The sequence below is a fragment of the Azonexus sp. MM2026_4 genome (assembly GCF_055901855.1).
Map to the genome: position 1 here is coordinate 69,990 of NZ_CM148380.1, position 14,101 is coordinate 84,090.

A 14,101-nucleotide genomic window follows, 5' to 3' on the forward strand; every position below is an offset into this window, starting at 1 on the left:
GGATCAATTGCGAGAAGGCCAGGTTCCTTCCAGAGCGATACAGAAGCGTAGCACCATGTAAGGCTGCATGTTGGCGTGAGGCTGACTACCGCCGGTGACACCGACAGCCTGGGGACTCATATAGACGGGATTGGCCGTGCCATTCGTGTCATAGAGTTCCGTCCCGGCACCATTTTGACGGAAGACCCCCGGATAATTGCCGGTTGGGGCCGCCGTTTCGGTGACTTCACGCTCGAAGGATAGCGTGTGGTTGTGGTTGGCCATTTGGCTCTGGTTCAGGGTGACCGTGTAGTCGCCACCGGTGGAGCCATAGGGTCGGGGAGTGAGCCCCGGACCGCTACCTTGGCCCATCGGCAAGCGCCCCATGAGGTTGGGCAGGTTGAAATTGGTCCTGCCATCCCCTCCGAAGGTGATGCCAACGATGGCGTAGAGTGCTTGGTACTGGGCGAGTGACATCTGCTGCCCGTTACAATCCGCCCAGTTGTAGGGGGGATAGGTGTAGGGGTAAATGTGGACTTCCCCGATGAATGGTTCAGCCATGGTGGTCTCCGTTCAATTCTGGCTCGGATATTCACCCTGCAGCGCCACGATGAAGCTGAGGGCCATGTAGGGCATCATGTTGGCATGGGCTTGGTTGCCTCCCTCCATGCTCAAGGTATCGCTCGGGGCCGCGACGGGTTTGTCGAAAGTCGCCTGGGTCTCGTACAGGGTGTTGCCGGCCCCGACGTTGGCCAAAACGTTGCCATTGGGAGACGGCAAGCTGGCCAGATCGGTATTGGCCATCCAGGCATGGTTGTGCTGGGGCAGATTGGCCGTGAGCACGGTAACGGTTTCTGTGCCGGAAGCGGACCCTATGTTGCGTGGGGTCAACCCAGTACCGGTGCCGAAGTGGATGGGTACCCGGCCGCGCAGATCGGGAAAGCTGAAATTCTGCGCTCCGTCGCCACCGTAGATCGTGCCAAACAGGCTGAAGAGGACTTGGTATTGAGAGATCGGGACTGTCTGCCCGAAACACATCGACCAATTCACCGGCGCGTAGTTGCCCGCGAATAGCCGAATTTCACCTACAAATGCGTCCATGGGAAGTTCCTTTCGTCAGTTGCGGCTGGGGTAATAACCCTGCATGGCGATGCAGAAGTTGATTGCCAGGTAGGGCTGCATGTTGTTGTGGGGAGTGCCTTGCCCCACATTGGAGACCGACTGCTGTCCCATGACCGAAGCGCTGGCGCTGGTATAGGGGGCATAGGCCGTTGCCTTTCCCGATGGCGTTTGCGCCAGATAGAAGGTGGCGTTGGGAACCGCCAGATTGGCCACTTCGTTGGAGGCCTTCACCATGTGGTTGTGAGCCGGCATGGTATCGATGCTGAGGGTTACCGTTTCGGTTCCGGCGGTAGTGCCGCGGGTGCTTAGTTGGCTATATTCCGTGCTGTAATGCATTGGTGCCCGGCCTTGCAGGTTGGGCAGGGCAAAGGTGCTGCTGCCGTCGCCGCCAAAGCTGTTGTACAGCAGGCTGAACAACGCTTGATTTTGATTGACGGGCAAAATTGCCCCGTTGCATAACGACCAGTTGTGGGGAGCGAAGTTGAACCCGAAAGTGCTGATCTGGCCGAGGAATGGATCCGCCATAGCATTTCTCCTGATGAGTTTGGAACGGTGGCGGGGGATGGCAACTCCATCGATAAAACCTCCGCCGGCTGGGTAAACGGCGTGGTGGCATCGACATGGAGGGCGTAATTCCAGTCCTCCACGCAAAACCACGTTCGCCGCGTGAGCCGCGCGCCGCGATAACCTTCTCGGCGATGCCGGAAAAGCCGTCAGCGCATCGTTTTTCATGGTGTGGCAAGGACAGCGACCAAGCGCGTCAATTCTGTACATGCCATGATGCATACCTTACGAGGAGGTTCAGTTGAACACTGCCTGGTAAATCATGGCCGTTTCTTCCCGGCCCACGGGGACCAGAAATATGGCGTGCTCAAACCCCCCTTCTGCGCTGAGCGGGTAAGTCCCCTGTGGTAGCGGCAGTTCGAGCGGGCCTTGGAAAATAAGGTGAAAGGGATCGCGCCCCCCCCTGAAACCACCTTTGCGTTGGTAGGGGGTGACTTCGGTCAGCCGTAACAGGATGCCTCCTTGCTCCAGGGGGAGTTTGAACTCCTTGTCCAGCATGGGAAGAAAATTGTTGATGCCGAGCGCGGTTGGAGCGGTCATGTGTTCCTCCTGTATCGCGGTGATTGCTGGCTTTGTATATGTCATAGTAAGTTATCATAAAATTGTCTGTTCAAAGTTATGTGCAGGGGGCTAAATAATGCTGGCAGGTAATACACCCCTTCCCGATAATCTGGGCATCCGCCCGGCGCGTCCGGAGGACAAGGGATTTATCGAATCCTTGTATCGGTCAACGCGGGACGATCTACGCCTGATCGATGCCGGGACGGATTTCATCGAAGAATTGATCGGTATGCAGCAGCGCGCCCAGGGGCAGGGGTACGGGGAGATGTTCCCGAATGCCATGTATTTCGTGGTGGAATACCTGAACGAGCGCATCGGCCGTATCGTGGTGGACTTCGGTCCGAACGAGATTCGGCTGGTTGATCTGGCTTTCGTTCCTCAGGCACGGGGGCGCGGTTTTGGCGTCACGGTGATCAAGGCGATGCAGTTTGCCGCCGGACAGTCAAGGGCACCATTGACCCTGGCGGTAAACCGGACAAATGTTCGCGCTCGTCAGCTCTATCTCTCTCTCGGCTTTCGTGTCGAGCAAAGCGATGTCATGACAGAGTACATGGCTTGGTATCCGACTGCCGCCTTTATGCAGAATTGAATGGCTTCAGTCGGAGATCGACTCTAGGACATGGGGCTCGTTAACAGCAGCGGGAAATGACATGGGAGCAGTAGCCAGATGATGATCATCGAGTTGGACAGTGTCGTTGTTCAAGGACGGGAACAGATCTGCGCCGAGGTGGATGGCGAGGTGGTAATGATGAGCATCGCCCAAGGCAATTACTACGGTCTGGACAGTATCGGTGGGCGGGTTTGGGAACTCATTGCCGAACCGTGCAGCGTCAGGGGACTGTGCGACCGACTGGTCGTTGAGTTCGCTGTCGATCGGGCCACTTGCGAAGCGGATGTCCTGTGTTTTCTCAACGATATGGCGGCGCAGAAACTGATCGATACGCGGACGGACTGATTCGTGGCCGTTGATCGCCTTGCTGAATTCCGAAGTATCCGTGCTCCCTTGTTTTTCAAATTGGCCTTTCCCGGAGAGCAATTGGTAGCGGCACACCAATTGTTCGATCTGCTGTTCGGGAGGAGCGGTTGTTCGTTGCAGCGGGAAGGTGTTCTTTGCGTCAGCGGATTTTATCCGGGGGGCTCAATCCAGCCATGCGCCCAGACGGTCCGCAAGTATCGATCCCAAGTCATCGACCTTGCGCAGGCTGATTGAATTCCGGTAGTAACGACCAATCTGATGGCCGATACCGATGGCTCGCAGTTGGATGTCGGTGTTTTTTTCCACCCAGGAAATGACTTGCTGTAGATGCTGGTCCAGGTAACTGCGGGGGTTGGCCGTCAGCGTGGCCTTATCCATGGGAGCGCCATCGCTGACGACGATAAGCAGGCGGCGCGCTTCCACCCTTCCTGTCAGGCGCTGGCAGGCCCACCACAGGGCCTCTCCATCGATGTTTTCCTTGAGCAAGTCTTCTTTCAGCATCAATCCCAGGCTGAGTCGCGCACGTCGCCAAGGGGTATCCATGGATTTGTAGACGATGTGGCGCAGCGAGTTGAGGCGACCGGGGCTGGGAGGGCTGCCAGAATGGGCCCAGCGTCTTGCCGGTGTGCCGCCTTCCCAATCTGTCGTGGTGAAACCCAATATTTCTACCTTGATGCCACAGCGTTCCAGCGCGCGGGCCAGGATATCGGCGGAGAGCGCGGCGACGGTGATTGGATGGCCGCGCATGGAGCCCGAGTTGTCAAACAACAGGGTGACGCAGGTTTGGGGGAACACCCCGTCTTCCTCGATCCGGAAGATCTCGGTTCGGTTGGGGTCGGCCACCAGACGGGCCAGACGGCTGGCGTCAAGCAGACCCTCTTCCTGATCCAGAGACCAGTTGCGGCGTTGGCGTGCGAGCAGCAGGCGCTGCAACCTGTGGGCAAGCCGGGTTACCAGTCCGCGATAGGGCAGCAGTTCCCCATCGAGACGCAGACGCAAACGATTCAGTTCTGCAGCGTCGACGAGATCGCGGGCATGTACCACACGGTCATGGGACGAGTCGTAAATGTGGTAGTCGCGCATCAGAACCTCGGGTAGAGGTGGCGGTGCGGTGCCGGGGATGCTGTCCCGGGTCGGCTCGGCGACCTGCGGCTCGCCGTCTGAATCTTCCTCATTGCCTTCAGTCTGGCTGTTTTCCCCGGAAAAACCGTCGTCTGTTTCAGGGACGGATTTCGGGGCAGGCTCGGCCGGATCCAAGCTGGAAGAAGCAGGGAAGTTTGTTCCCAGCGCCTGGGCCAGCGCGCTGGCCTGACTACCGTATTCGATCGGGTTGTCGATATGCCGGGCGAGAAGGGCTAATGCGTTGGCGATATTCTCAGGGCAACTTGTTGATTGTCCGAGAAAAACGCTATAGGCCCAGGCCCGCAAGCGATCTCGCGGGTTTGCCGAAACCGCCGGACGCAAGGCCAGATTGCTGGCAATGCCGGGCAGCCAGCGCGCCCCCTCTGCCTCGGCACGAGCCTCTTCGAGAGCATCGAACAGGTTGCCAGCCAGTGCTTTCGGTCGGTATTGCCGAGCCATCTCGGGCAGTCGATAGCGGACGTGGCAAGCGGCGGCATCGGCGCTGCCACGTAGGGTACTTTCGTTGCCGACCAACATCAGGTCGGGTTGCTCCGCCAAGGTACGCGCACAGGCCGCGTTGAGTGCCTGCTGTCTTGCCTCAGTAGAAGCTGGCGTTTCCCGGCTCAAGAGGGAGTTCCTGGTCAAAACAGCGTTGGAAGTATTCGGCGACCAGTGGTTTTTCAGCGTCGTCGCACTTGTTCAGGAAAGTGAGCCGGAAAGCAGTGCTCAGATCGCCAAAAATTCGGGTGTTTTCGGCCCAGCTGATTACCGTGCGGGGAGACATCACCGTCGACAACTCGCCATGCATGAAACTGGTACGGGTCAGGTCTGCCAGGGAGACCATGGCCGAGACCTGTGCACGAATTTCCGGCGTGGCGTGCTCCGGCATCCTGGACAAGACGATTTCCACCTCCTTGTCGTGGGCAAGGTAATTGAGCGTGGCGACGATGTGCCAGCGGTCGAGCTGGCCTTGATTGATCGGTTGGGTGCCGTGGTAGAGTCCGCTGACATCGCCAAGACCGACGGTGTTGGCGGTAGCAAAGAGGCGGAAGGCAGGATGCGGGGTAATGACGCGGTTCTGGTCCAGCAGGGTGAGTTTTCCCTCCACCTCAAGCACGCGCTGGATGACGAACATCACGTCTGGTCAACCCGCGTCATATTCGTCGAAGATCAACGCGGTAGGGTGCTGCAAGGCCCAGGTAAGGATGCCGGGGCGGAACTCGGTGATCTGCTGGCCGTCGCTGACGACGATGGCGTCCTTGCCGACCAGGTCCATGCGCGATACGTGGCTATCCAGGTTGATCCGGACGCACGGCCAGTTGAGCTGTGCCGCGACTTGCTCTATATGGCTGGATTTGCCAGTGCCGTGGTAGCCCTGCAGCATGACTCGCCGGTTGTGGGTAAAGCCGGCAAGAATGGCCAGCGTGGTTTCCGGATCGAATCGATAGCAGTCATCGCGCAGGGGAACGTGTTCAGATGTGGTGGAAAAGGCCGGAACTCTGAGGTCGGAATCAATCCCGAATGTGTCGCGGACAGACAGGGTGGTGTCGGGGCCCAGCCGATGGGGGGCGACTGGTGCGTCTGTGGAAATGTTCATGGAGTGATTTGCGTCGGGGTCGATGTGCTGCTTGCCATTATGCGCAGCAGGAGGCGATGCGCTCGTTCTTTGCCTTGCCTTGTGCATAATTCTGTAACCGGAGAGCGCAAGCTTGCGATAAATTCTCCTGGCGCGCAATGCTGTCAAGACGTCTGGGCAAACAATTCAGCCTTCGTCACAGGATCGTCTCCCGAGCGGTGGTGAAGGAGACAATCGGAAAGTCATGGAATCCGATCTGGCTGGAGTGTCAATCAGACGCTCACGACCACTCGCTGACGGTTGGATTATCGTCGACTTCGGCAAAAGAAATTGCCGGCAGTGGTGTAAGAATCCGCCGGCTGGCGCGACCAATGGAAACTACTCCGCCGTGGCCCGGTCCACGGAGAGGCGGAAGGCAATCCCGCCGCCATCGGTTGCCGCTGTACGGAAGGTTTCGTCATGATTTCGCAAACACTTGTCTTCAACGGCATCACTTTTGCGCTGGCCGCCGCGCTGCTGGTCGGCGCCTGTGGCGATGCCACCTCTGCCGCCCAGGCGGTGAAGCCGAAAATGCCGGCGGTGACCGAGAGCATCGTCCTCGGCATGGGTTGTTTCTGGGGCGCCGAGAAGCGCATGGCGGCGCTGCCCGGCGTCGTCGATGTCGAGAGCGGTTACGCCAACGGCGAGGTCGATGGCACTTACGACGCCGTGCTGGCGCAGGAAAAGTTGCGCCAGTGGGGGCGCTCGGACAAGCGCAACCACGCCGAAGTGGTCAAGGTGACCTTCGATCCAGCCAAGACCAATCTTGAGAAGGTGCTGATCCAGTTCTGGGAAAGTCACGATCCGACGCAGGGCGACCGTCAGGGCAACGACGTCGGCAGCAACTACCGCAGCGCGGTCTATACGCAGAACGACGCCCAGCAGGCGCTGGCGCTGAAGACGCGCGACGTCTACCAAAAGGCGCTGCAGGCCGCCGGGCGCGGGGCGATCACCACCGAAATCGCGTCGTTGAAGAAGTATTTCAGCGCCGAGGAATACCACCAGGACTACCTGGCCAAGAACCCGAACGGTTACTGCGGGCTGGGCGGTACCGGCGTCAAGTATCCGCAGGCCGGTGTTGCCGCGACGACGCCAATGCCGGCGGCCGCCGCCCAGGCGCCCCGGCTGGACGCGGCGAAGCTCGATTTCCAGCGCCAACTGATCGTCTTCGAAGCCGAGGATTGCGCCTATTGCCGCAAGTTCAAGGCCGAAGTGCTCGACCGCTGGCAGTCGCCGGTCGCCATCGCCCGCACGCTCAACCCGCAGCCGCCGGCCGGCTGGGCGCTGGAGAAGGCCTTGTTCGCGACGCCGACCATCGTCCTCTTCGAGAAGGGCAAGGAAGTGTCGCGCTACACCGGCTACAACGGCGACCAGGAGCGTTTCTGGAAATGGCTGGGTTTCCACCTGCTGACGCCGGCGCAGCAGAAGATCGCCTTCGAGCAGGGGACCGAGTATCCGGGTACCGGTTCGCATCTGGATGAGAAGCGGCCCGGTACCTTCGTCGATCCGATCTCCGGCGCCGCGCTGTTCCGCAGCGACACCAAGTTCGACAGCGGCACCGGCTGGCCCAGCTTCTTCAATCCGCTGCCCGGCGCGTTGAGCGAGCATGTCGATGTCAGCCACGGCATGCGCCGGGTCGAGGTGCGCAGCGCCAGCTCCGGCATCCACCTCGGCCACGTCTTCGACGACGGTCCGCCGCCGACCGGCAAGCGCTACTGCATCAACGGCAACGTGTTGAAGTTCGTGCCGGACCAGGGCAAGCAAGCGGGCAAGTAGGCGGGCAAGCAGGCGGGCAGCCGCGAGCCGTTAGAATGGGCGGCTCCGCAATCCCGGTCCGCGCATGAACCTCGTCATCGTCAGTCCCTACCTCGGCGACGCCAACAACGGCAACTGGCGCACCGCCCGTCGCTGGCAGCGTCTGCTGGCCGGAGCGGGGCGCGTGCGCATCGTCCGCGACTGGCCGGATGCCGGGGCGGCCGAAGACCAGGCGATGATCGCCCTGCATGCCCGCCGCTCGGCGCCAGCCATCGCTGCCTGGCATGCCCGGCACGGCAGCCGCGGTCTGGCCGTGGTGCTGACCGGCACCGACCTGCACCGCGACATCGCCGTCGATGCTTCAGCCGTCGCCTCGCTGCACGCCGCACAGGCGCTGGTCGTCCTGCACGAATGCGGCATCGCCAGCCTGCCGGCCGAGCTGCGCGGGCGGGCGCGGGTCATCCTGCAGTCGGCGCCGGCCCGGCGGACACCGGTGAAGACCGCGCGCCATCTCAATGTCGTCGCGGTCGGCCATCTGCGCCCGGAAAAATCGCCGGCAACACTGTTCGCCGCCGCCCGCCTGCTAGCCGGCCAGCCCGACATCCGCATCCGCCACCTCGGCGGCGTCCTCGATCCGGCGCTCGGCGCTGCCGCCGCGGCGACCATGGCCGATTGCCCCGCCTACCGCTGGCTCGGCGCGCAGCCGCATGGCGTGGCCAGGCGGGCGATCCAGCGGGCGCATTTGCTGGTCCATCCGAGCTTGATGGAGGGCGGCGCCAACGTCGTCATCGAAGCCATCACCTGCGGCACGCCGGTGCTGGCTTCGGCGGTGGACGGCAACATCGGCCTGCTCGGCGTCGACTATCCGGGCTATTTTCCCTGCGGCGACAGCGGCGCGCTGGCCGAACGCCTGCGCCAACTGCGGCGCAGCCAGGGGGCCGCCGACGGCTTGCTGGCTCGCCTGCAGGCGGCGGTGGCGGCGCGGGCCGAACTTTTCCAGCCGCGGCGCGAACGGGCGGCGCTGCACGAACTGCTCCGGCAACTCGCTGTTTGATGCCAGAGGTATACATCGGTCGTCGCCGGTGGAACAATGCTGCGCTAATCCCATTTCCCTGAGCGCCGATGGATATCGTCATACTCGACGGCAGTGCCGCCAATCACCCGGTCAGCCAGCAACTGCGGCAACTGGCCGCGGCCCGCGGCCTCTCGGTCAGCCACTTTTCCCTGGCCGGCATCAACCTGGCGCCATGCACCGGCGATTTCGAATGCTGGACGCGCACGCCGGGCGTCTGCCGGACCCGCGACGAAGCGCAGGAGATTCTGCGCGCGGTGCGCGAAGCCGCTCTGGTCGTCTTCCTGTCGCCGGTCGTTTTCGGCGGCTATAGCGGCGACCTGAAGAAAGCCGTCGATCGCCTGCTCGGCCTGATCCATCCCTTCTTCAACGAGCGCGACGGCCTGACCCGGCATCGGCCGCGCTACCCCGATTACCCGCCGATGCTCTTCCTCGGCATCAGCGACCGCGCCGATGACGAGACCTCGGCGACTTTCCGCGAGTACGCCGGCGGCAACGCGATCAACCTGCTGGCTTCGCGCTACGTCTGTCGCATCGTTTCGCAGCAGGCCGAGCGCTGGCGGGAAGATTTGGCGGCGGCGCTGGAATGCGCGCTGGCGGCCGATGCCGGCGACGCCTTCCCGAAGCCGGCAGCCGATGCGCTCGACGCGGTTTGCCGCGCCGATGCCGGGCCGCCGACGGCAGCGCCAGCGACGGCAGCGATCCTGATCGGCAGCGCCCGTCCCAAGGGGAGCAGCACTTCGGAATCGCTGGCGCGCGGACTGGCCGAGGCGCTGGAGCAGGCGGGCACCCGTTGCACGCTGGTGCACGTGCAGGCTTTCATCAAGCCCGGCGCCGCCGCCGAGCGGGCGTTGGCGACGATGCTGGCGGCCGATCTGCTGGTCGTCTCGGCACCGCTTTACGTCGATGGTCTGCCTTACCTGGCGACGCGGGCGCTCGAGCGTCTCGGCCGGCAACTCACTGGTGCTGCCGGGGCACCGCGACGGCTGGTCGGCATCCTCAATTGCGGCTATCCGGAAGCTGTCCACAACCGCAGCGCACTGCGCCAGTTACGGCATTTTGCCGCGCAGCACGGACTGGCCTGGGCGGGCGGCCTGGCGCTCGGCGGTGGCGAGATGATCCACGGCCGGCCGCTCGACGATCACGCCCTGCTGCTGCGGCGGCCGATCCGCGCCCTGCGCCTGGCCGGTACGGCGCTGGGCGCCGGTCTGCCGGTTCCCGGGCCGGCGATCCGCCTGATGGCCCGGCCGCTCGTGCCGGCCGGCCTGTTCCGTCAACTGGCGGCGATCCGCTGGATCAAGGAGGCGCACGACAACCATCTGCCGCGCAAGGCGCTCGACCTCCGGCCGCATCCCGGGCGTTCCTGAGTCAGGCCTGGTTTGTCGCGTAAGCGACACCACCGGTCAGGCAGGCGTAGGTCGCGGGCAGGGCGCCGGGCAGCGACCAGCCGAACAGCAGTTCCTCGGCGTCGGCAACGCTGGCGCCGGAGCAGAAGATCTGTTCGGACAGGTGGGCGAAGGCGGCCAGCCGGATCCAGAACAGGGTTTCTTCGGTCAGTCGGGGGGCCATGATTTTCTCCCGTGATGTGACGTTTGACATCACGCAACATCCGTTCCACCGGGAAGAAACGCCGCCGGCGGGGAGGCCTGGCGGCGTTCAGGCACAGCCGGGGTGCGGCGCCGCTTCACAACGGTGCGCCTCTACCGGGTTGGATCAGACATTTGCCGCAAGGTTCTCGCGGTTGCCGGCGAGCGCCGAAACCATCATCGGCAGTTTGATTTCCAGCATGCTGAGGACGACTTCGGCTTCGTGGATCTCGCTGCGCCGCAGCGCCTGTTCGATGCGTTCGGCGAGGTAGCGGATTTCGCCGGCACCGAGGTTGGCGGCGGAACCCTTGAGGGCGTGGGCGAGATGTTCGCCTTCGCGGATCTGCCCGCTGTGGATCAGTTCGCGCAGGCGGCTGGCGTCGTCGGCGTGGGTGGCAATGAAGAGTTCGATGACCCGCCGGTAGGTGGCGAGCTTGCCGTGCACGGCGCGCAACCCGGCGTTGACGTTGAGGCCATCGATGCCGGCGAGCATCTGCTTGAGGCGGGCGATCTGGTCCTGGACTTCGGGGTCGGTGGCGCTGCGTTCGGCCGGGGCGGCCAGCGGTTGCGCCGGCAGCCAGCGCAGCATGGTGCTGTAGAGCTGGTCGGGATCGACCGGCTTCGCGACGTGGTCGGCCATGCCGGCGTTGAGGCAGGCCTGGCGGTCCTCGGCGAAGGCGTTGGCGGTCATCGCCAGGATCGGCGTTTCGCCGGCGCCGGGCAGGCGGCGGATCTGGATGGTGGCGGCGATACCGTCGAGACGCGGCATCTGCATGTCCATCAGGATCAGGTCGTAGGTGTTTTTCCTAGCCAGTTCGACGGCGGCCAGGCCGTCTTCGGCGAGGTTGACGGCGAGGCCGACTTCGCGCAGCAGTTCGATGGCGACTTCCTGATTGATCGGGTTGTCTTCCGCCAGCAACACCCGGCGGCCCTGGAAGCGGCTGAGGTCGAGCGCGCTGGCCGGCAGGTTCTGGGTGGCCGGTTCGCCGCTCAGCGATTCGAGGATCGCGTCGTGCAGCGTCGAGGGCGTGACCGGCTTGCTCAGGCAGAGGCGGATGCCGGCGTCGCGCAGTTGATCGGCGGGCTCGTCGCGGCCGTAGGCGGTGACCAGGATCATCACCGGCGTGTGCGGCAGGTGCAGGGCCTGGATCTGCCGCGCCGTCTCGATGCCGTCGAGGCCGGGCATCTTCCAGTCGAGCAGGATGAGGTCGAACGGCTGGCCGCGCTGGGCGGCGGCGGCGGCCTGCTGGATCGCCTGCTGGCCGGCGGCGACACTGGCGCTCTGCGCCTGCAGCATGACCAGCATGTCGACCAGGGCGTCGCGCGCTTCATCGAGGTCGTCGACGACGAGGACGCGCAGGCGGCGGTCGATGCGCCGGCCCGATTGGGTTTCCGGGGCCTGGCTGCTGGCCGGCTGCAAGGAAATTTCGGCCCAGAAAGTGCTGCCCTGGCCCGGCGTGCTGGTCACGCCGACGCGGCCGCCCATCAGTTCGGCGAGGCGCCGGGAAATGGCGAGGCCGAGACCGGTGCCGCCGAAGTTGCGGGTGGTCGACAGGTCGGCCTGCTCGAAGGGCTGGAACAGGCGCGACTGCTGTTCCGGGGTGATGCCGATGCCGGTATCGCTGATCTCGAAGCGGATGCGGATTGCTTCCGTCGGCGGGCCGTCGATCTTGCGCGCGCGCAGGCTGACGACGCCGCGCTCGGTGAACTTGACCGCGTTGTTGGCGAAGTTGAGCAGGATCTGGCCGAGCCGCATGCGGTCGCCGCAGAGCATCATCGGCAGCGCCGGATCGATGCGGGTGACGACTTCCAGGTTCTTGTCCGCCGCCTTGTCGCCGATCAGCACGTGGATGCTGCGGAACAGGCCATCGAGGTCGAAGTCGGTGTTTTCCAGGGCGAGCTTGCCGGACTCGATCTTCGAGAAATCGAGGATGTCGTTGATGATGCCCAGGAGGTGCTGGGCGGCGTCGCCGATCTTGTCGAGATGCTCGAACTGCCGCGGCAGCACGGAGTCGCGCCGCATCAGGTGGGTGAGCCCGAGGATGGCGTTCATCGGCGTCCGGATTTCGTGCGACATGTTGGCCAGGAAGGCGCTCTTCGCCCGGTTGGCGGTTTCGGCGGCGAGCCTGGCCTGGTTGACTTCGGCGGTCCGCTGTTCAACCAGGCTTTCCAGGTTCTGCTGGTATTCCCGCAGTTGTATTTCGGCTTGATGGCGGTCGAGCAGGGCCTGCCGGAAATCGAGGACGGCCGCCGCCAGCGGTGCGATTTCACCGTGCTTGCGGCGCGCCAGACGTTCGATCTCGGGCAGTGGCGCCGGCGTTTCGCGGCTGGCGGCGAGGGCCATCATGCCTTCGGCGAGCAAGGACATCCGGCGACTGAAGAAATTGGCGATCAGCAGCGCCAGCGCCAGCATGCCCAGCATGCCGATGATGACGGTCAGGCGGACGCTGGCGAAATGCCCGGCAAAGGCGGTGGTCGCCGCTGCGCTGCGCGTTTCGACCCGCTTGCCGAGGAGCAGGGCGAGGTGGTGGGCGTGTTCGGCAAAGGCGATGAAATGGGCGCGCGCCTGGTCGATGTGGCGGCTGGCGGTGCCGGGATCGATGGCGGCGATGTCGGAAGCCATCACGACGTAGTTGCGGTAGCCCAGAAAGTCGTCGATCAGAGCCTGCGCTTCCCGTTCCGGTATCACCTGCCGCCGCGTGCGTTCGACGAGGCCGGTGACGCGGCGGTCCAGTACCGCCATCTGGTCGACCAGACTGACATGGCTGCGGTAGAGCCCCGCTTCGTCGAGTTTGCCGTCGCGGGCGAGGCCCAGGGTTTCGCTGACCTTGAGCTGTTCGGTGGCCAGTGTTTCGCTGAGCGCGGTGGCTTCGTTGAGCAGGGCAAGCAGCTCGCGCTGTTCGGTGCTGGCGTCGGCCTGCTGCTGCTTCAGGCTGTACACCGTGCTCAGGTTGAAGATCATCGCGCTGCCGCCGACCAGCAACAGCGGCAACAGAATGATCAGGGTCAGGGTGCGCCGGCCGCGGTGGCGGAGAAAGTTCTCCATCAGCGCGTCACTTGAGCAGGCCGGGCCAGTCGGCCGGGTGGATGCTGGCGGCGTATTCGTAACCGGCGCCGCCGGTCTGCCGGAAGACGACGATGGTGCCTTCGGGTTTGACGAAGAAACCGATCAGGTCGTCGAGATTGGGCGCGTGGGCGATGATCAGCGTGTTGCCGCCGGGCTTCACCGGTTCGGCGAGCAGCTTCTTCAGCGCGACGATCCGCGGCTGCTTCTGCTCGCTGGTCATGTTGGCCGAATACATCAGCGGTTCTTTGACCTCGAATTGCTCGCCGATCGCCAGTTGCGCCGATTCCCGGGTGCGGCACATCGGGCTGACCAGCACGCGGTTGAGCGGCAACTTTGCCGTGCGCAGGTGGCTGCCGATGTCGCGCATCAGCTGGCGGCCGGCGTCGGAGAGCAGGCGCTGGGTCGAGCAGTCGCTGAGGTCCACCGCCGGAAAGCGGTCGGCGCGGTTGTTGTCGGTATTGCCGTGGCGCATGTAGAGCACGAAACCGCCGCTGCGGATCTGCTCGAAGAGTTCGCGGGTGATCGGCTTTTCGACGAAGGTCGGGGCATCGCCGGCGACGACGGACAGCGAGAACAGCATGCCGGCCAATAGGCAAGCCAGTGTTTTCATGAAATTGCCTCCGCGGGGTTTTTTGTAAAGTTTTGTAGATTAAAGCACAGCGGATGCTCGTATGCGAGAGGT

General features: G+C 63.5%; 15 protein-coding genes. 5 read left to right on the forward strand and 10 right to left on the reverse strand.

Going from position 1 to position 14,101, the window contains the following annotated elements; genetic code table 11:
• Positions 1-3: 3 nt before the first annotated feature.
• The 4 genes from AC0KWY_RS00235 to AC0KWY_RS00250 all read right to left on the reverse strand — a co-directional run bounded on the left by AC0KWY_RS00235 (position 4) and on the right by AC0KWY_RS00250 (position 2,205).
• On the reverse strand, positions 4-540 hold the full coding sequence (locus AC0KWY_RS00235) for a phage tail protein (protein WP_474027648.1): 537 nt from the start codon (positions 538-540) through the stop codon (positions 4-6).
• 12 nt (positions 541-552) lie between these two features.
• Positions 553-1,080: a phage tail protein gene (locus tag AC0KWY_RS00240; protein WP_474027649.1), complete on the reverse strand. Its 528-nt coding sequence runs from the start codon at positions 1,078-1,080 to the stop codon at positions 553-555.
• Between the two features lie 15 nt (positions 1,081-1,095).
• Entirely contained in the window at positions 1,096-1,626 is a 531-nt protein-coding gene (locus AC0KWY_RS00245) for a phage tail protein (RefSeq protein ID WP_474027650.1), read from the reverse strand.
• Between the two features lie 276 nt (positions 1,627-1,902).
• The gene (locus AC0KWY_RS00250) at positions 1,903-2,205 is read right to left on the reverse strand and encodes a DUF6916 family protein (protein WP_474027651.1); all 303 of its coding nucleotides are present in this window, start codon (positions 2,203-2,205) and stop codon (positions 1,903-1,905) included.
• A gap of 97 nt (positions 2,206-2,302) precedes the next feature.
• Here AC0KWY_RS00250 and AC0KWY_RS00255 point away from each other — a divergent pair, with 97 nt between their 5' ends.
• Complete coding sequence (locus AC0KWY_RS00255; protein WP_474027652.1) at positions 2,303-2,815, forward strand: GNAT family N-acetyltransferase; 513 nt, start codon at positions 2,303-2,305, stop codon at positions 2,813-2,815.
• A 78-nt stretch (positions 2,816-2,893) separates the two neighbouring features.
• Positions 2,894-3,181 (forward strand): lasso peptide biosynthesis PqqD family chaperone, encoded by a 288-nt coding sequence (locus AC0KWY_RS00260; protein WP_474027653.1) that lies wholly within the window; start codon positions 2,894-2,896, stop codon positions 3,179-3,181.
• A gap of 183 nt (positions 3,182-3,364) precedes the next feature.
• On the opposite strand, the gene AC0KWY_RS00265 is transcribed toward AC0KWY_RS00260, so the two are convergent.
• The 3 genes from AC0KWY_RS00265 to AC0KWY_RS00275 are packed head-to-tail and all read right to left on the reverse strand — an operon-like array spanning position 3,365 to position 5,921.
• On the reverse strand, positions 3,365-4,951 hold the full coding sequence (locus tag AC0KWY_RS00265; protein ID WP_474027654.1) for a cobaltochelatase CobT-related protein: 1,587 nt from the start codon (positions 4,949-4,951) through the stop codon (positions 3,365-3,367).
• Entirely contained in the window at positions 4,923-5,459 is a 537-nt protein-coding gene (locus tag AC0KWY_RS00270) for a hypothetical protein (RefSeq protein ID WP_474027656.1), read from the reverse strand. Before AC0KWY_RS00270 ends, AC0KWY_RS00265 begins: the two co-directional genes overlap by 29 nt.
• Positions 5,460-5,468: 9 nt before the next feature.
• A complete protein-coding gene (locus AC0KWY_RS00275) occupies positions 5,469-5,921 on the reverse strand; it encodes an AAA family ATPase (RefSeq protein ID WP_474027657.1) in 453 nt (150 codons plus the stop codon).
• Positions 5,922-6,359: 438 nt separating this feature from the next.
• On the opposite strand from AC0KWY_RS00275, the gene msrA reads away from it, so the two are divergent.
• The 3 genes from msrA (at position 6,360) to AC0KWY_RS00290 (ending at position 10,133) form a co-directional block, all read left to right on the forward strand.
• Complete coding sequence (msrA, locus tag AC0KWY_RS00280) at positions 6,360-7,715, forward strand: peptide-methionine (S)-S-oxide reductase MsrA (protein ID WP_474027658.1); 1,356 nt, start codon at positions 6,360-6,362, stop codon at positions 7,713-7,715.
• Between the two features lie 64 nt (positions 7,716-7,779).
• Positions 7,780-8,748: a selenoneine biosynthesis selenosugar synthase SenB gene (senB, locus tag AC0KWY_RS00285; protein WP_474027659.1), complete on the forward strand. Its 969-nt coding sequence runs from the start codon at positions 7,780-7,782 to the stop codon at positions 8,746-8,748.
• 68 nt (positions 8,749-8,816) lie between these two features.
• Positions 8,817-10,133 carry an NAD(P)H-dependent oxidoreductase gene (locus tag AC0KWY_RS00290; protein WP_474027660.1) on the forward strand — a complete coding sequence of 439 codons (1,317 nt, stop codon included), beginning with the start codon at positions 8,817-8,819 and terminating at the stop codon, positions 10,131-10,133.
• 1 nt (position 10,134) lies between these two features.
• Here the strand turns inward: AC0KWY_RS00290 and AC0KWY_RS00295 are convergent, their stop codons facing one another.
• The 3 genes from AC0KWY_RS00295 to AC0KWY_RS00305 form a co-directional block, all read right to left on the reverse strand.
• A complete protein-coding gene (locus AC0KWY_RS00295) occupies positions 10,135-10,335 on the reverse strand; it encodes a hypothetical protein (RefSeq protein WP_474027661.1) in 201 nt (66 codons plus the stop codon).
• A 144-nt stretch (positions 10,336-10,479) separates the two neighbouring features.
• Positions 10,480-13,398, reverse strand: coding sequence for a response regulator (locus AC0KWY_RS00300; protein ID WP_474027662.1), 2,919 nt, complete (start codon positions 13,396-13,398; stop codon positions 10,480-10,482).
• Positions 13,399-13,405: 7 nt separating this feature from the next.
• A complete protein-coding gene (locus AC0KWY_RS00305) occupies positions 13,406-14,029 on the reverse strand; it encodes a histidine phosphatase family protein (RefSeq protein ID WP_474027663.1) in 624 nt (207 codons plus the stop codon).
• Positions 14,030-14,101: the final 72 nt, after the last annotated feature.